The sequence below is a fragment of the Streptomyces sp. NPDC044106 genome, assembly GCF_056433985.1.
Window position 1 is genome coordinate 64,994 of sequence record NZ_JBWKFZ010000018.1, and the last position, 17,241, is coordinate 82,234.

The following is a 17,241-nucleotide window of genomic DNA, read 5'->3' on the forward strand; positions in this document are numbered from 1 at the left end:
CGTGCCGGTACGGAGGAATCCCTCGGCTACGGCGCAGGCGGCGTAGCTGCGTGCCCGCGGTGCTTCACGCTTCGCATCAGCGCTTCGAGTGCAGCCCGGTCCGTTGCGAGGACGTGGGCCGGGCTGTCGCTTTCGCGGAGGGCGATGCGGTCGCCGAGCGTCGTGGCAACCTCGACGCACGCGTTGCCTGAAGCCTCCGAGAACGAGGACTTGAGCCACTTCAGCTCGGACATGTGTGACACCTCTTGCGGCTCTCTCGTGCCGGTACGGAGGGATCCCTCGGCTATGGCGCAGGCGGCGTAGCTGCGTGCCCGCGGTGCTTCACGCTTTGCATCAGGGCTTCGAGTGCGGCCCGGTCCGTTGCGAGGACGTGGGCCGGGCTGTCGCTTTCGCGGAGGGCGATGCGGTCGGTGCCGGTGGCGGCGACCTCGACGCAGTTATTGCCACCGCCCCCACAGAACGAAGAACGTTGCCACTTGCTCTCGGCCATGTGCTGGTTCCCCCCTCATGGTTCGCGTGCGATGGAACGAATGAGCTCCTGTGAATCCTTCGGAGTCAACGCTGACCGTTCCATCAGGTCCAGTAGGGAACGATAGTTCGCCAAGGGGATCGGGACATCTACGAAGTGTGCGCCGAGCGCTGTGTCCAGCTGCACCGTGTCCAACTGGGGCAGTGGCCCCTCCGCGTACAGGACCGACTGGCCGGCTCCAGGGGCGCACCGCAGACGACGGGCGGCGCGGGCGGCGACGGTCCCGGTGGGCGTGGTCGACAGGTGCCACCTCGTCGCGGTACGCATCGACGCGGGCTGTGCCGGGGCATGCGGCTCGGCACAGTGTGGCCTCAGGGCGCTCAGCGCCGCGTGGAAGGGGCTGGCCAGGTCCGATCAGACGACCCGGAGCACGATCTTGCCCTGGGTGCGGCCCTGTTCTCCGTACGCGTGTGCCTTGGCGGCCTCCTCCAGGGGCAGCACCGTGTCGATCTCCACGCGCAGCTTGCCCTCGTCGACCAGGTGGGCGATCTCCAGGAGGCCCAGGCGGTCCGGCTCGACGATGGTCCAGCCGGTGTGTACGCCGCGCTCCCGCGCGCGCTCGGGGTCCGGGAGGCCGCCGGGGTCGGGGAGCGTGACCAGGTGGCCGCCGGGGCGCAGGACGGCCAGGGAGCGCGTGCCGTACTCGCCGCCCACTCCGTCCAGGACGATGTCCACGTCCCGCACCGCCTCGGTGAAGTCCACGCGCGCGTAGTCGACGACTTCGTCCGCGCCGAGGCTCCGCAGGAAGTCGTGCTTGTCCGCGCGCGCGGTGCCGATCACGTACGCGCCCCTGGCCTTGGCGATCTGCACGGCCAGGTGGCCCACGCCGCCCGCCGCCGCGTGGATCAGCACGCGGTGCCCAGCGCGGAGCCCCGCCGTCTCGACCAGGCCCTGCCAGGCGGTGAGCGCCGCGAGGGGGAGGGCGGCGGCCTCGACGTGGGTGAGGGAGGCGGGTTTGGGTGCGAAGCGCCGGGCGGGGGCCGCGACGAACTCCGCGTAGCCGCCCGTCTGCTCGGGGAAGCGGGGCATGCCGAAGACCTCGTCGCCGGGGCGGTACAGGGTCACTCCGGGGCCGACCTCCTCGACGACGCCCGACACGTCGTACCCGAGGATCGGGGTCTCTCCCCAGCTGCCGAAAGTGCCCTCCGCGCGGGTCTTCCAGTCGACGGGGTTGACGCCCGCCGCATGCACCCGGACCAGGATCTCGGTGAGGCCTGGCTCGGGGCGGTCCACCTCCACCGGGACGAGGTTCTCGGGGGCGCCCCAGGCGCGGGGGCTGACGGCACGCATCTTCATGGTCCTGGTCTTTCTGTAGCGGCAAAAGGGCTGGTGGGACCAAGAGTGCGGCGGCGCGGGCCCGCGCAGTGCTGGCAGTATGGCCATCATGTGACAGGATTCGGCCATGAACCTCAATGGCCTGGGCGACCGCGACGGCGCGCATCGGGTGGCCGTCATCGCCCTGGACGGCGCGTACGCCTTCGAGCTGGGCATCCCGTCCCGGATCTTCGGCAACGCGCTGAACGACCGCGGAGAGCCGCTCTACGACGTCGTCGTCTGCACGGTCGACGGCCGCCCGGTGCGCACGGACTCCGGGTTCACGGTGGCGGCCGAGCACGGGCCCGAGGCCCTCGACGCGGCGGACACCGTGGTGATCACGCCGACCCGCAGCTTCGACCGGGGGATGGCGGGCGAGGAACTGCCGGAGCCGGTGGCCGCGGCCCTGCGGAGGATCAGGCCCGGCACCCGGATCGTGTCCTTCTGCAACGCCTCGTACGTCCTCGCGGCCGTCGGGCTCCTCGACGGGCGCCCGGCGACGACGCACTGGCACGTCGCCCGCGACTTCCAGCGGTCCTTCCCAAGGATCAAGGTCGACGCGGACGTGCTCTTCGTCGACGACGGCGACGTGCTGACCGCGGCCGGCGTCGCGGCCGGCATCGACCTCTGCCTCCATGTGGTGCGCAGGGACCACGGCGCCGCCGTCGCCAACCACGTCGCACGCGTCTGCGTCGTACCGCCCTGGCGCGACGGCGGCCAGGCCCAGTACATCGAGCGGCCCGTCCCCGAACCCACCCTCGCCACGACGGCCGCCACGCGCGCGTGGGCCCTCGAACGGCTCCACGAACCGCTGCCCCTGGGCGAACTGGCCGCCCACGCGCGCATGAGCCTGCGCACCTTCACCCGCCGCTTCCAGGAGGAGGTGGGCATGCCCCCGGGGCGCTGGCTGACCGCTCAGCGCATCGAACTCGCCCGGCAGCTCCTGGAGTCCAGCGACCTGCCCGTGGACGTCGTCGCCCACCGCGCGGGGTTCGGCACCGGCAACTCACTGCGCCAGCACATGCGTTCCGTGCTCGGCGTCTCGCCGGTCGCCTACCGGCGGACGTTCACGGCCGCGTGATCTGACCTACGCTTCCGTGACTTCTGCTTCGTAGAAGCAGAAGTGGTCCTTGATCCCGGCCACGGCGGGCTTCGGCTCCGGGTACGCCCACACCGAGTCGGGTGAGCCCGGCAACGACCAGTAGGAGGCCGTGCCCTTGAACGGGCAGTACGTGGTGGTCTCCGACGGAGTCAGCAGGTCCGTGCGCACGTCCTCCGGAGGGAGGTAGTAGCGCACCGGATAGCCCGTCTCACGCAGCAGCAGCGGGCGCCGGCTCTCCGCGACGACCCGCCCGTCACGCTCCACGCGCACGTGCTCCGTGCCCTGCTCGACAGTGATCAGGTGTCCGGCGGTCATGAGATGCCCTCCTCGACGAGTGCCTTCTGGGACGGAACGTACCGTGGCCGCATGAACATCTGCGTCTTCCTCTCCGCCGCCGACCTCGACGAGCGCTACACCCGCCCCGCCCGCCAGTTCGCCGAACTCCTCGGCAAGGGCGGCCACACACTGGTCTGGGGCGGCTCCGAGAGCGGTCTGATGAAGGTCGTGGCGGACGGTGTGGACGAGGCCGGAGGGCGACTCGTCGGCGTCTCCGTGGACTTCCTCGCCGCGAAGGCGAGGCAGGTCTCCGAGCCCCACGAGATGGTGATCGCCCGGGACCTCGCCGAGCGCAAGGCGCTGCTCCTGGCCAAGGCCGACGCGATCGTGATCATGGTGGGCGGCACCGGCACGCTCGACGAGGCCACCGAGATCCTGGAACTGAAGAAGCACGGCAAGCACACCAAGCCGGTGGTCCTGCTGAACTCCGAGGGGTTCTACGACGGCCTCAAGGAGCAGTTCCGGCGCATGGAGGACGAGGGATTCCTGCCCGTACCCCTGACCGACCTGGTGTTCTTCGCCGAGGAGCCGGTGGGCGCACTGGCGTACCTGGAGGAATCGGAGGGCACTCAGTGATGCGAGCATGGCGGGTATGGCAACACATGTGATCACCGGGGCGGGCTCCGGCATCGGCGCGGCCGTCGCCCGCCGCCTCCACGCACGCGGCGACGACCTCGTGCTGCACGCGCGCGACGCGGGCCGCGCCCAGGAGCTCGCCGCCGAGTTCCCCGGCGCGAGCACCCTCGTCGGCGACCTCTCCGACCCCGACAAGCTGTCCTGGGCGTTCGGCCACCAGACGCTGCCCGAGCGGGTGGACTCCCTGCTCCACATCGCGGGCGTCGTCGACCTCGGCCCCGTCGGCGAGCTCACCCCCAAGGCCTGGCGCCACCAGCTCAACGTCAACCTCATCGCCCCCGCCGAACTCACCCGTCACTTCCTGCCCCAGCTCCGCCTCGCCCAGGGGCACGTGATCTTCGTGAATTCGGGCGCGGGTCTCAGCGCGGGCCCCGAGTGGTCCGCGTACGCCGCCTCCAAGCACGGCCTGAAGGCGCTCGCCGACTCGCTGCGCCAGGAGGAGCACGCGGGCGGCGTCCGGGTCACCTCGGTCTACCCCGGGCGCACCGCGAGCGCCATGCAGGTCAAGGTCCACCAGCAGGAGGGCAAGGAGTACGACGCGTCCCGCTGGATCGACCCCGAGTCGGTCGCCACGACCATCGTCATGGCCCTGGACCTGCCGCGCGACGCGGAGGTCAACGACCTGACGGTGCGGCCCGGACGATGAGCGACACGTTCACTCCGGGCCCCGCCACCGGCATCGGGTCCATGCCGGGCGGCGACGCCCGCGAGGCCGCCAAGACTGTGACCGGCAGCTTCGACGGACCCGAGCAGGGCATGCCGTACCTCGCCGAGCTGCCCGCGCGCGGACCCGGCGCCGACATGATCGGCCGCACCGCGGGGCTCCTCGTCGACCTGTACGCGCGCGTGGAGCCCAGCGGCTGGCGCCTCGGCGACCGGCCGGGCCGGGACACCCGGCGGGCCAGGGCCTGGCTCGGCGAGGACCTCGACGCCCTGGAGGAGTTCACCCAGGGGTACCGGGGCCCGCTCAAGATCCAGGCCGTCGGCCCGTGGACGCTCGCCGCGGCCCTGGAGCTGAGGAACGGCGAGGCCGCGCTCTCCGACCCCGGCGCCTGCCGCGACCTCGCGGGATCCCTCGCCGAAGGGCTGCGCGGGCACCTCGCGGACGTGCGCCGCAGAGTGCCGGACGCCCAGGTCGTGCTTCAGCTCGACGAGCCCTCCCTCATGGCCGTGCTGCGCGGACAGGTCAAGACCGCCAGCGAGTACCGCACCCACCGGGCAGTGGACCGCCAGCTCGTCGAGAGCACCCTGCGGGACGTCCTCGCCGTCCGGGGCGACGGGCCCGCGGTCATCCACTCCTGCGCGCCCGACGTGCCGTTCGCGCTGCTGCGCCGGGCCGGGGCCGACGCGATCTCGTTCGACTTCTCGCTCCTCACCGAGCGTGACGACGACGCGGTCGGAGAGGCGGTCGAGGCGGGCACGCGGCTCTTCGCCGGTGTCGTGCCGGGCGTGGACGGCGGATTGTCGGACCCTGCCGGTAGCGTCATGGGTGTCAGGACGCTGTGGCGCAGGCTGGGGCTGAATCCGGGATCACTCGCGGAGTCGGTCGTGGTCACTCCGTCGTGCGGGCTCGCGGGCGCATCACCCGCGTATGCACGCGCGGCGCTCGCCCACTGCGTCAGGGCGGCGAGATCGCTCGCGGACAACCCTGAGTAATTGGGTATGACGTAAACGGGAGGACGAAACGGTGGCTGTCGAACAGCAAGGCTCTGTGCCCGCCGAGGCACGGGATCACCATGCCCAGCTGGCCGAACAGATCGAGGAGCACCGCTTCCGGTACTACGTGAAGGACCAACCGGTCGTCAGCGACGCCGAGTTCGACAAGCTCCTGCGTTCCCTCGAAGCACTGGAGGAGAAGCACCCGGAGCTGCGCACCCCGGACTCGCCCACCCAGAAGGTCTCCGGCTCCTACGAGACGGAGTTCACGGCGGTCGAGCACCGGGAGCGCATGCTCTCCCTGGACAACGCCTTCGACGACGCGGAGCTCGCCGCCTGGGCCGACCGCGTCGCCAAGGAGGCCGGCACCCCGGACTTCCACCTCCTGTGCGAACTGAAGGTGGACGGCCTCGCGGTCAACCTCACGTACGAGAACGGCAGGCTGACCCGCGCCGCCACCCGCGGCGACGGCCGCACCGGCGAGGACATCACGCCGAACGTCCGCACGATCGCGGACATCCCGCAGCGCCTCGAGGGCGACCGGGTCCCCGCCCTCGTCGAGATCCGCGGCGAGGTCTTCTTCCCCATGGAGAAGTTCGACGAGCTCAACGCCCGCCTGGTGGAGTCGGGTGACAAGCCCTTCGCCAACCCCCGCAACGCGGCGGCGGGTTCGCTGCGCCAGAAGGACCCGCGCGTCACCGCCACCCGGCCGCTGCACATGGTGGTGCACGGCATCGGCGCCCGCGAGGGCTTCGACATCGACTGCCTCAGCCACGCCTACGACCTGCTGCGCGAGTGGGGCCTGCCCACCGCCAAGCACAACAAGGTCGTCGACGGCCTGGAGGGCGTACGGGACTTCATCGCGTACTTCGGGGAGAACCGCCACTCCGTGGAGCACGAGATCGACGGCGTCGTCGTCAAGCTCGACGAGATCCCGCTCCAGGGCCGCCTCGGCTCCACCTCCCGCGCCCCCCGCTGGGCCATCGCCTGGAAGTACGCGCCCGAGGAGGTCAACACCAAGCTCATCAACATCAGGGTCGGCGTCGGCCGCACCGGACGCGTCACGCCGTACGCCCAGGTCGAGCCCGTCACCGTCGCGGGCTCCGAGGTCGAGTTCGCCACCCTGCACAACCAGGACGTGGTGAAGAAGAAGGGCGTCCTCATCGGCGACACGGTCGTGATCCGCAAGGCCGGTGACGTCATCCCGGAGATCCTCGGCCCCGTCGTGGATCTGCGGGACGGCAGCGAGCGGGAGTTCGTGATGCCCGCCGAGTGCCCCGAGTGCGGCACCGAACTGCGGCCCGCGAAGGAGGCCGACATCGACCTCCGCTGCCCCAACGCCCAGTCCTGCCCCGCCCAGTTGCGCGAACGGCTCTTCTACCTGGCCGGTCGCAAGTCCCTGGACATCGAGAACTTCGGATACGTCGCGGCGGCCGCGCTGACCAGCCCCCTGGAGCCCGCCGAGCCGCCGATCCTCGACGAGGGCGACATCTTCGACCTGAAGGTCGAGGAGCTCCTGCCCATCAAGTCGTACGTCCTCGACCAGGACTCCGGCCTGCCCAAGCGCGACCCCAAGACCGGCGAGGAGAAGGTCGTCACCTTCTTCGCCAACCAGAAGGGCGAGGCGAAGAAGAACACCCTCGCCATGCTGGAGAACATCGCGGCGGCCAAGGACCGGCCGCTCGCCCGGGTCCTCACGGGCCTCTCGATCCGGCACGTCGGCCCGGTGGCCGCCGAGGCGCTGGCCCGCGAGTTCCGTTCCATCGACCGCATCGAACAGGCCACCGAGGCGGAGCTGGCCGTGGCGGAGGGCGTCGGCCCGACCATCGCGGCCTCACTCAAACAGTGGTTCGCCGAGGAGTGGCACCAGGAGATCCTGCGCAAGTGGCGGGCCGCCGGGGTGCGCATGGAGGAGGAGGCCGGCGACGAGGACGAGGGTCCGCGCCCGCTGGAGGGCCTCACGGTGGTCGTCACCGGAACGCTCGAGCACTACACCCGGGATGGCGCGAAAGAGGCGCTGCAGACCCGGGGAGCCAAGGTGACCGGTTCCGTTTCGAAGAAGACCTCCTTCGTGGTCGTCGGCGACAACCCCGGCTCCAAGTACGACAAGGCCATGCAGGTGAAGGTTCCGGTTCTCAACGAGGAAGGGTTCGTCGTCCTGCTCGAACAAGGACCGGAAGCGGCGAAGGAAGTCGCGCTTCCGACCGAGGAGTAGCGGTTGAAGGCCACCCGTTCAGCGCATATCAGATGCATACGGGTGGCCGGGTCGCATTCGGGCAACCGTAGTCGACCGCTGCCCGTGGAAGCCTTCTGCGGCCTACTGTTGAGGTGTGCGCCTGCCGTGCCCCGCGCTGCTAACGGGGCATCTCCTGCTCATCAAGGGCTTGGAAGGGGGCATCCCCTGTTCGGCGCGAGACCGGGAGCGACACGTCTCCCCGCTCGCGCAGGGCTCGGGAAGAATTCTGGGCGCGGCCGGCTCCGGGCCGGGTCCGCGTGGCGTGGGCACCGCCGGCTGTGAGAGGGACGGGAATGGAACCGACCGAGAGCGCCGCCCCGGACTCACGGCTGCGCGCGCGCCTGTGGCGCGCGCCGAGCCTCTGGCTGCGCGGCCGCCGAACAGCGACGGCCACCGGCCCGTGCACCGCGTCCGGGCCCGCCGCCGGATGCGGCTCAGGGACGCTGAGCACCGCCGTCGAACCCCGCGAGCGGGCCTGGATCTCCGGGGCGCGCAGCGAAGCCGACAGGCCCACGGCCACCGCCGACGCGCTCGGCCCCGCCGCCCAGGAACCCCGCGAGCCATGGCCCCTGCTGCCCGTCGCCGTCATCACGGCGGCCACGGTGCTGCTCGGCACCGGCTTCTTCCAGGCCCTCACGGGCAGGCACGCGCTGTTCCCCTCCGGCGCCGCGGGCTGGTCCCTGGCCGTCCTCACCGGCTTCATCGTCGGCCATCTGGTCGCCCTCGGCCGCGACCGCCGGTGGGGCGGCACGGGCTCCGGCGGCGCGCTCACCGTCGCCGTCCTCCTGCTCTACGGCTGGGTGCCCGCCGGCATGGTCAGCCTCACCGTCGTCGTCCTGGTCGGCGTCGCGCGCAGGCACCGCTGGCGCCAGGGCGTCCTGCACGGCTCCGTCGACATCCTCGGCATCGGCGCGGGCGCGCTCGCCCTGGCCGCCTTCGGCACCTCACCCAGCGCCGAATCACCCTGGCTGCCCGAGACCTGGGACCTGTACACCGCGCCCCAAGTCGCCCTGGTCGCCGTCGCGTACCTCGTCCTCACCCGCGTCCTGCTCTGGTACGTCCACGCGCCGCGCACCGGCGCCCTGCCGACCGTCACCCGCACCGCCCTGGTCCGCCAGGGACTCCTCGGCATCGCGCTGCTCGGCATCGCCCCGCTGATCTGCGTGGTGGCGGTCTCCCTGCCGATCCTGCTGCCGCTCTTCGCGATCCCGCTGGTCGCGCTCGACTCCACCCTCTGGATAGCCCGCGCCAGGGCCGAGGAGCAGCTGCGGGACCCGCTCACCGGCCTGCCCAACCGACAGTGGCTCCTGGAGCGGACCTGGACGGCCCTCGACGACGCCGAGCGGCTCGGGGCGCGCTCCGCGTTAATGCTCATCGACATGGACCGCTTCCGGTCGGTGAACGACACCCTCGGCCATCTCGCCGGCGACCGGCTGCTGTTGCAGATAGCGGACCGGCTGCGGCTCGCGCTGCCCCGCGGCGCGGAGGCGGCCCGCCTCGGCGGCGACGAGTTCGCCGTACTGCTGCCCATCGCCGACTCCACGACCTCCGCCACGCGCGCGGCCCGGCAGCTGGTCGCGGCCCTCGGCTCACCGCTCGACCTGGACGGCCTGACCCTCGTCCTGGAGGCCAGCGCGGGCCTCGCCGTCTTCCCCGACCACGCGCTCGACGCCGAAGGACTCCTGCGGCGGGCGGACGTCGCGATGTACCAGGCGAAGCGGGACCGCACCGGCGTCGAGGTGTACGAGTCCAAGCGGGACTCCAACACCCCGGACCGCCTCGGCCTCCTGGGCGACCTGCGCCGGGCGCTCGACGCGGGCGACGTCGAACTCCACTACCAGCCCAAGGTCCGCTTCGACGGCAAGGTCGCGGGCCTCGAAGCGCTGGTGCGGTGGGTGCACCCCGAGCGCGGCAAGGTGCCGCCCGACGAGTTCATCGCCATCGCCGAGTCCTCCGGCCTCATGCCCCACCTGACGGAGTACGTCCTGGAGACGGCGCTCGGCCAGGTGGCGAAGTGGCAGGCACAGGGCCTCAAGGTCCCCGTCGCCGTCAACGTCTCACCGCGTGACGTCCACACGCCCGGTTTCGCCGGAGCCGTGGCGGCGCGCCTCGCCCGCCACGGGGTGCCCGCCGGGGCCCTGCAACTGGAGATAACCGAGCACGTCCTTCTGGAGGACCCGCAGCGCGCCGCGGACACCCTGGCCGGACTCACCGGCCACGGCGTCAAGATGTCGCTCGACGACTTCGGCACGGGCTACTCCTCACTGGTCCACCTGCGCCGCCTCCCGGTCAGCGAGCTGAAGATCGACCGCTCCTTCGTCGCGCGGCTCGCCGTCGACAACGAGGACGCGGAGATCGTCCGCTGCACCGTGGACCTCGCGCACTCGCTCGGCCTGCTCGTCGTCGCCGAGGGCGTCGAGGACGACGAGACCTGGGAGCGGCTGCGGGACCTCGGCTGCGACGCGGTGCAGGGCTGGCTGGTCGCCGCGGCGATGCCGGCCGAGGAGACGACCGCCTGGCTGCGGGCGCGGGGGTCCCGCGGGTGGCGCAGGCCCGTCGATGTCGCCGCGGAGGCGGCGCAGGCCGCGGAGGCGGCGGCTTCGGCCTCCACCGAGGAGCGGTCCTCGGGCCACGTGGTCCAGTAGGCACCGGACCCCCTCCCGCACCACCCGTGTGGATCCGTTGCCGAGCGCGGCTCTTCCTGTGGGGCTTCCCGCCGACAGCGGTTCCGGGGCGGAGAACCCGGCCGTGGAGCGGCCGAAGCCCCGGCGGGAGGAAACCGTTTAACGGGCACACCGCCCCGCCCCATAGGATTGGGGCCACAACCCACACACTCACCACCCCTGAGGATCGCCGCATGCCTGGCATCACGCGCGAGGAGGTCGCCCACCTCGCCCGCCTTGCACGTCTGGAGCTGAAGGCCGAGGAGCTCGACCACTTCGCCGGACAGCTCGACGACATCATCGGCGCGGTCGCCCGCGTCTCGGAGGTCGCCGACCAAGACGTACCGCCGACCTCGCACCCGCTGCCGCTGACGAACGTCATGCGCGCGGACGAGGTCCGTCCGTCGCTCACCCCCGAGCAGGCGCTCTCGGGCGCCCCGGCCCAGGAGCAGCAGCGTTTCAAGGTGCCGCAGATCCTGGGGGAGGACTAAGAACATGACGGACATCATCAAGCTCACCGCCGCCGGGATCGCCGCGAAGATCGCGTCCGGCGAGCTCACGGCCGTCGAGGTCACCGAGGCCCACCTGGCCCGTATCGAGGCCGTCGACGAGAAGGTGCACGCCTTCCTGCACGTCGACCGCGAGGGCGCCCTCGCGCAGGCCCGCGCCGTCGACGAGAAGCGCGCCAGGGGCGAGAAGCTCGGCCCGCTGGCCGGCGTCCCGATCGCGCTGAAGGACATCTTCACCACCGAGGGCGTGCCGACCACGGTCGGCTCGAAGATCCTCGAGGGCTGGATCCCGCCGTACGACGCGACCGTCACCAAGCGCCTGAAGGCCGCCGACGTCGTCATCCTCGGCAAGACCAACATGGACGAGTTCGCCATGGGGTCGAGCACGGAGAACAGCGCGTACGGGCCCACCGGCAACCCCTGGGACCTCACCCGCATCCCGGGCGGCTCCGGCGGTGGCTCCTCCGCGGCCCTCGCCGCGTACGAGAGCCCGCTTGCCATGGGCACCGACACCGGCGGCTCCATCCGCCAGCCCGCGGCCGTCACCGGCACGGTCGGCGTCAAGCCGACCTACGGCGGCGTCTCCCGCTACGGCATGGTGGCGTTCAGCTCCAGCCTCGACCAGGGCGGTCCCTGCGCCCGTACCGTCCTCGACGCCGCGCTGCTGCACGAGGTCATCGCAGGACACGACGAGCTCGACTCGACGTCCATCGACGCCCCGGTCCCGCCGGTCGTCGAGGCCGCGCGCAACGGCTCCGTCCAGGGCATGCGCGTCGGCGTCGTCAAGCAGTTCCGCGGCGAGGGCTACCAGGCCGGTGTCGTCCAGCGCTTCGACGAGTCGGTGGAGCTGCTCAAGCAGCTCGGTGCCGAGATCGTCGAGCTGGACTGCCCGACGTTCGACCTGGCGCTCTCCGCGTACTACCTGATCGCGCCCTCCGAGTGCTCCTCGAACCTCGCCCGCTTCGACGCCATGCGCTACGGCCTGCGCGTCGGCGACGACGGCACCCGTTCGGCCGAGGACGTCACCGCGCTCACCCGTGAGGCCGGTTTCGGCGACGAGGTCAAGCGCCGCGTCATCCTCGGCACGTACGCCCTGAGCTCCGGCTACTACGACGCGTACTACGGAAGCGCCCAGAAGGTCCGCACGCTCATCACCCGCGAGTTCGAGGCCGCCTTCGAGCAGGTCGACGTGATCGTCTCCCCGACGACGCCGACCACCGCCTTCCCGATCGGCGAGCGCGCCGACGACCCGATGGCGATGTACCTCGCGGACCTGTGCACCATTCCGACCAACCTGGCGGGCAACGCCGCCATGTCGCTGCCCTGCGGCCTCGCGCCGGAGGACGGCCTGCCCGTCGGACTGCAGATCATCGCCCCCGCCATGAAGGACGACCGGCTGTACAAGGTCGGCGCTGCCGTCGAGGCCGCCTTCGTGGAAAAGTGGGGACACCCGCTGCTTGAGGAGGCACCGTCGCTGTGAGTGCACTGAACAAGGCCAAGGGCTTCAAGAAGACCAAGTCCGGCACGTACCTGTCGATCGGCACCACCGCTTTCGGTGCGATCAGCGTGATCAAGCAGGCCAAGAAGGCCCGCTACGACCACGACACGCTCCGGCTCGTGGACGCCGTCGTCTCCGCTGCCGCCATCGCCACCGGCGTCGCGCTGCTCCTGCGTGAGCTCAAGCGCCTCGGCGACGACGACGTCCTGCTGGGCTGAGAGGGAAAATTTCAACCGTGACTGTCACTTCTGATCTGGTGTCGTACGAGGAAGCCCTCGCGACGTACGACCCCGTCATGGGCCTGGAGGTCCATGTCGAGCTCGGCACCAGGACCAAGATGTTCTGCGGCTGCTCGACCGCGCTCAAGCAGGACGCCAACAGCCAGACCTGCCCGACCTGCCTCGGCCTGCCCGGCGCGCTGCCGGTCGTCAACGAGATCGGCGTCGAGTCCGCGATCAAGATCGGCCTCGCGCTGAACTGCGAGATCGCCGAGTGGTGCCGATTCGCCCGGAAGAACTACTTCTATCCGGACATGCCGAAGAACTTCCAGACCTCCCAGTACGACGAGCCGATCGCCTTCAACGGCTATCTGGACGTCCAGCTGGAGGACGGCGAGGTCTTCCGCGTGGAGATCGAGCGCGCCCACATGGAGGAGGACACCGGCAAGTCCACGCACGTCGGTGGCGCGACGGGCCGTATCCACGGCGCCTCGCACTCCCTCCTCGACTACAACCGCGCGGGCATCCCGCTCATCGAGATCGTCACCAAGCCGATCGAGGGCGCGGGCGAGCGGGCCCCCGAGGTCGCCAAGGCGTACGTCGCCGAGCTGCGCGAGCTCATCAAGGCGCTCGGCGTCTCCGAGGCCCGGATGGACAAGGGGCAGATGCGCTGCGACGTGAACCTCTCGCTGCGCCCCCACGGGCAGCGCGAGTTCGGCACGCGCAGCGAGACGAAGAACGTCAACTCGCTGCGCTCCGTGGAGCGCGCGGCGCGCTTCGAGATCCAGCGCCACGCGGCGGTCCTGAACTCCGGCGGCACCATCGTGCAGGAGACCCGCCACTTCCACGAGGAGGACGGCTCCACGACCGCCGGGCGCATCAAGGACAACGCCGAGGACTACCGGTACTTCCCGGAGCCCGACCTCGTCCCCGTCGCACCGGCCCGCGAGTGGGTCGAGCAGCTGCGGGCCGGCCTGCCCGAGATGCCGCGCGTGCGCCGCAACCGCCTCCGTGAGGAGTGGGGGATCAGCGAGCACGACATGCAGTCGATCCTCAACGCGGGCGCGGTCGAGCCGATCGTCGCCACCATCGAGGCGGGCGCCGACGCGGCGTCGGCCCGCAAGTGGTGGATGGGCGAACTGGCCCGCAACGCCAACGAGTCGGGTGTGGCCCTCGAGGAGCTGCCGATCACTCCGGCGCACGTCGCCCGGGTGACCGCGCTCGTCGCCGCCGGTGACCTGAACGACAAGCTGGCCCGCCAGGTCATCGAGGGCGTCCTGAAGGGCGAGGGCTCGCCGGACGAGGTCGTCGAGAAGCGTGGCCTGAAGGTCGTCTCGGACGAGGGCGCCCTGACGGCCGCCGTCGACGAGGCCATCGCAGGCAACCCGGGCGTCGCGGACAAGATCCGCGGTGGCAAGGTCGCTGCGGCCGGCGCGCTGGTCGGCGCGGTCATGAAGGCCACCCGTGGCCAGGCCGACGCGGCCCGCGTCAAGGAACTCATCCTGGAGAAGCTGGGCGTCAGCGAGGGCTGACGGTCACATCCCCTGCGTGAGAGCCACAGGCTCTGAGGGGGGCGGCGCACCCGACCGGGGCGCCGCCCCCCTTCGCGTATCGGCCCCGGCGACCGGGCCTGCCTAGACCGAGAAGCTGTTCACCTTGGTCGGCGTCACGCGGACGATCACCCTGGCGACCTCGGCGGGCTCGGGCGGCGGCGCCTCGCCGAGGTATCTGAGCGAGAGCGTGAGCGGAAGCTCCTTCGCCGGGTCCGGGGTGATCTCGACGGTGCCCCGGAGCTCGACCGAGTGGTAAGGGTTCTCCAGGTCGAAGACGGTGAGACTGACACGGGGATCGCGGCGGAGGTTGCGTACCTTCGCCCGGCCCTCGGTCGCGGAGAAGACCACGGTGTCGCCGTCACGCTGGTACCAGACCACCGAGGCCTGGGGCCCGCCGTCGGCGTTGAGCGTCGACACGGTGGCGAAGTTCTTTCCGTCGAGCAACTGGCGCGTCGGCTCGTCGAGCGTCGTGTTCATGGGGTGCTCCTGGTGTGTTCGTCCGACCCGTGCGCCCCTCGGGGCACTTCTTGTTACGGAATCCATCTTTTGTGACCGAGGAGTACGGCGGAAGAAGGCACTTTCATGTCACAGCGGAACATCTGTGTAACAGGGTCGGCCCACGCTGCCCGCCCTGGACTTCATCGCCGTCCGCCATGGACTCCCACAGTGAACTTTTGGACGTTCACCGCGACTTCGTCCCGCGGTCTTCACAAGGAAACCGGGCGTCACTAGCGTCCCCGCCGTACAGGTCAATGGATCAGCAGAGAACCATTGACTGCCGGTCAGGGCTGCCAGGACTGGCAAGGACTACTGGGAGGTCCCACGTGACTCCGGAGATTTCGCGCAGACGCCTGATGGCGATCGGCGGCGGCGCGCTCGGCGCCGCCACCGTCGGCTCGTTCCTGCCGCCCTCGCTCCAGGAAGCGCTCGCGCACGAGCCGCCGAACCACGGCGGCCTCGACAAGATCGAGCACGTGGTCATCCTGATGCAGGAGAACCGGTCCTTCGACCACTACTTCGGCTCCCTGCGCGGCGTACGCGGCTTCGGCGACCGCAACGCGATACGACTCCCCGGCGGCAAGCCGGTCTTCGAGCAGCCCGGAGCCCTGCGGACGATCCTGCCCTTCCCCGTCCGCAAGGCCGCCGAGACGCAGAAGAAGGACCTCCAGTACATCGGCGCGCTCGACCACTCCTGGGGCGGCGGCGCCACCGCCTGGCACGACGGCTGGATGGACGGCTGGATCACCGCCAAGACGGCGGCCACCATGGCGTACTACACGCGCGAGGACATCCCGCTGCACTACGAACTCGCCGACACCTTCACCGTCTGCGACGCCTACCACTCCTCCATCCACAGCTCCACCAGCCCCAACCGCAACCACCTGTGGAGCGGGAAGACGGGCTACGAGGCGAACGGCAAGCGGGCCGTCGGCAACGACGCGTACGACGAGGGCACCCACCCCGGATACGGCTGGGGCACGTACGCCGAGCGCCTGGAGAAGGCGGGCGTGAGCTGGCAGACGTACACCGAGTGGGAGAACTTCACCGACAACCAGATCGAGTTCTTCACCACCTTCAAGGCCATCGCCAGGAAGGCCCTGGCCGCGACGGGCCTCACCTACATGGAGGCCTTCTACGCCAAGGTGCGCGACGCCAGGGACGAGACCGCGCGCGCCGAGCTGCTCGCCACCCTGGAGAGGGGCGTCGCCACGCTGAGCAAGCGCGAGCGCTCCCTCTTCGAGCGCGGTCTGCGGCGCGTGCCGACCGGCAGGCTCGCCGAGGAGTTCGCCAAGGACGTCGCCGACGGCAAGCTCGCGAAAGTCACCTATCTGGTCCCTTCCGCCCAGGACTCCGAACACCCCAGCGTCTCCTCGCCCATCCACAGCGCGACCATCGTCTACAAGGTGCTCGACGCCCTGGCCTCCCATCCGGAGGTCTGGCGCCGCACCGCTGTCTTCATCAACTACGACGAGAACGACGGCTTCTTCGACCATGTCCCGCCGCCCGTGCCCGGCGGGGACAGCGCCGAGGAGCGGGAGGAGCGCTGGGAGGGCAGGCCCACCGGGCTCGGCGTGCGCGTGCCGATGCTGGTCATCTCGCCGTGGACCGTCGGCGGCTACGTCTGTTCCGAGGTCTTCGACCACACCTCCGTGGTGCGCTTCCTGGAGAAGTGGACCGGGGTGCGGGAACCCAACATCAGCGCCTGGCGCCGCAAGGTCACCGGCGATCTCACCGGCGCCTTCGACTTCCGGCGCGGCCACCGGCAGCCCGACGTCGAACAGCCGGGCGCCATCCCCGCGTTCAGCGGCCGCTGGGCCCCGCAGCCGCCCCTGAAGCAGTCCATGCCGGTCCAGGAGCCCGGCGCCCGCCGCGCCCGCCCGCTGCCGTACCAGCCCGACGCGGACGCGCGGCCCGCCGAGGACGGCACGCTCACCGTGCGGCTGCGCAACGGCGGCAGCTCCAGCGCGCACTTCGCGCTCTACCCGTACGCGGGGGAGTTCGAGGTCCCGCAGCATCAGGACGTCGTGCGCAAGGGCAGCTGGAGCGTGCCGGTGCCGGGTGACGCGTACGCCTTCACCATCACCGGCCCGAACGGCTTCCGGCGCGAGTTCGCGGGCGGCAAGAGCGGCGGGAGCGGTAAGGGGAGCGGGAGCGGCAAGGACGGTGGCGCGCGGCTCGCCTCGGCGATCACCCATCGCGAGATCCACCTCACCCTGGCCAACCGGGGCCGCCACGCCCTCGTCTTCACCGTCAAGCCTCTCGGGTACGTGGACGAATCGGACATCCGGTCCCGGACGCGGACCGTCCGCGTCAAGGCGGGCAGCAGCCGCACGGTCGCCTGGCACACCGTCGGCGAACACGGCTGGTACGACGTCGAGGTGACCGCCGACGGAGACCCCGCCTTCCGGCGGCGGCTCATGGGCCACATCGAGAACGGGCGCGCGAGCGTCTCGGGCTGAGAGCCCGTCTTCGAGGGCGCGGTGGGTCGTG

17 protein-coding genes are annotated in these 17,241 nt (G+C 71.0%); 11 read left to right on the forward strand and 6 right to left on the reverse strand.

All coding sequences use genetic code 11. From position 1 onward, the window contains the following. Positions 1-26 precede the first annotated feature (26 nt). From AC07DI_RS29470 to AC07DI_RS29485, 4 genes are all read right to left on the reverse strand, one after another. Positions 27-233, reverse strand: a complete 207-nt coding sequence (locus tag AC07DI_RS29470) for a DUF397 domain-containing protein (protein ID WP_478907158.1) — start codon at positions 231-233, stop codon at positions 27-29. 50 nt (positions 234-283) lie between these two features. Beyond that, positions 284-490, reverse strand: coding sequence for a DUF397 domain-containing protein (locus AC07DI_RS29475; RefSeq protein WP_478907160.1), 207 nt, complete (start codon positions 488-490; stop codon positions 284-286). Between the two features lie 15 nt (positions 491-505). Then, positions 506-796 (reverse strand): Scr1 family TA system antitoxin-like transcriptional regulator, encoded by a 291-nt coding sequence (locus AC07DI_RS29480; RefSeq protein ID WP_478907162.1) that lies wholly within the window; start codon positions 794-796, stop codon positions 506-508. An 87-nt stretch (positions 797-883) separates the two neighbouring features. Then, positions 884-1,819: an NADP-dependent oxidoreductase gene (locus AC07DI_RS29485; RefSeq protein WP_478907273.1), complete on the reverse strand. Its 936-nt coding sequence runs from the start codon at positions 1,817-1,819 to the stop codon at positions 884-886. A gap of 112 nt (positions 1,820-1,931) precedes the next feature. Between AC07DI_RS29485 and AC07DI_RS29490 the strand changes: the two genes are divergently transcribed. Further along, positions 1,932-2,924: a GlxA family transcriptional regulator gene (locus AC07DI_RS29490; protein WP_478907164.1), complete on the forward strand. Its 993-nt coding sequence runs from the start codon at positions 1,932-1,934 to the stop codon at positions 2,922-2,924. Between the two features lie 6 nt (positions 2,925-2,930). On the opposite strand, the gene AC07DI_RS29495 is transcribed toward AC07DI_RS29490, so the two are convergent. Then, a complete protein-coding gene (locus AC07DI_RS29495) occupies positions 2,931-3,260 on the reverse strand; it encodes a DUF427 domain-containing protein (RefSeq protein WP_478907166.1) in 330 nt (109 codons plus the stop codon). A 51-nt stretch (positions 3,261-3,311) separates the two neighbouring features. Between AC07DI_RS29495 and AC07DI_RS29500 the strand changes: the two genes are divergently transcribed. The 9 genes from AC07DI_RS29500 to gatB all read left to right on the forward strand — a co-directional run bounded on the left by AC07DI_RS29500 (position 3,312) and on the right by gatB (position 14,229). Then, a complete protein-coding gene (locus AC07DI_RS29500) occupies positions 3,312-3,857 on the forward strand; it encodes an LOG family protein (RefSeq protein ID WP_384249745.1) in 546 nt (181 codons plus the stop codon). Positions 3,858-3,864: 7 nt separating this feature from the next. Further along, positions 3,865-4,563 carry an SDR family oxidoreductase gene (locus AC07DI_RS29505; RefSeq protein ID WP_478907169.1) on the forward strand — a complete coding sequence of 233 codons (699 nt, stop codon included), beginning with the start codon at positions 3,865-3,867 and terminating at the stop codon, positions 4,561-4,563. Then, complete coding sequence (locus AC07DI_RS29510) at positions 4,560-5,573, forward strand: methionine synthase (RefSeq protein WP_478907171.1); 1,014 nt, start codon at positions 4,560-4,562, stop codon at positions 5,571-5,573. Before AC07DI_RS29505 ends, AC07DI_RS29510 begins: the two co-directional genes overlap by 4 nt. Positions 5,574-5,604: 31 nt before the next feature. Then, positions 5,605-7,788, forward strand: coding sequence for an NAD-dependent DNA ligase LigA (ligA, locus tag AC07DI_RS29515; RefSeq protein ID WP_478907174.1), 2,184 nt, complete (start codon positions 5,605-5,607; stop codon positions 7,786-7,788). Between the two features lie 314 nt (positions 7,789-8,102). Next, a complete protein-coding gene (locus AC07DI_RS29520; protein ID WP_384249755.1) occupies positions 8,103-10,454 on the forward strand; it encodes a putative bifunctional diguanylate cyclase/phosphodiesterase in 2,352 nt (783 codons plus the stop codon). A gap of 212 nt (positions 10,455-10,666) precedes the next feature. Next, a complete protein-coding gene (gene gatC, locus AC07DI_RS29525) occupies positions 10,667-10,963 on the forward strand; it encodes an Asp-tRNA(Asn)/Glu-tRNA(Gln) amidotransferase subunit GatC (protein WP_010984178.1) in 297 nt (98 codons plus the stop codon). Positions 10,964-10,967: 4 nt separating this feature from the next. Continuing rightward, positions 10,968-12,461 (forward strand): Asp-tRNA(Asn)/Glu-tRNA(Gln) amidotransferase subunit GatA, encoded by a 1,494-nt coding sequence (gene gatA, locus AC07DI_RS29530; RefSeq protein ID WP_478907177.1) that lies wholly within the window; start codon positions 10,968-10,970, stop codon positions 12,459-12,461. Then, positions 12,458-12,697 (forward strand): hypothetical protein, encoded by a 240-nt coding sequence (locus tag AC07DI_RS29535; RefSeq protein WP_384249760.1) that lies wholly within the window; start codon positions 12,458-12,460, stop codon positions 12,695-12,697. The genes gatA and AC07DI_RS29535 overlap by 4 nt, the downstream gene beginning before the upstream one ends. A 17-nt stretch (positions 12,698-12,714) precedes the next feature. Beyond that, positions 12,715-14,229 (forward strand): Asp-tRNA(Asn)/Glu-tRNA(Gln) amidotransferase subunit GatB, encoded by a 1,515-nt coding sequence (gatB, locus tag AC07DI_RS29540; protein WP_384249762.1) that lies wholly within the window; start codon positions 12,715-12,717, stop codon positions 14,227-14,229. A gap of 102 nt (positions 14,230-14,331) precedes the next feature. On the opposite strand, the gene AC07DI_RS29545 is transcribed toward gatB, so the two are convergent. Continuing rightward, on the reverse strand, positions 14,332-14,727 hold the full coding sequence (locus tag AC07DI_RS29545; protein WP_478907180.1) for a PPOX class F420-dependent oxidoreductase: 396 nt from the start codon (positions 14,725-14,727) through the stop codon (positions 14,332-14,334). A 347-nt stretch (positions 14,728-15,074) separates the two neighbouring features. Between AC07DI_RS29545 and AC07DI_RS29550 the strand changes: the two genes are divergently transcribed. Further along, positions 15,075-17,210, forward strand: coding sequence for a phosphocholine-specific phospholipase C (locus AC07DI_RS29550; protein WP_478907182.1), 2,136 nt, complete (start codon positions 15,075-15,077; stop codon positions 17,208-17,210). The last annotated feature ends 31 nt before the right edge of the window (positions 17,211-17,241 follow it).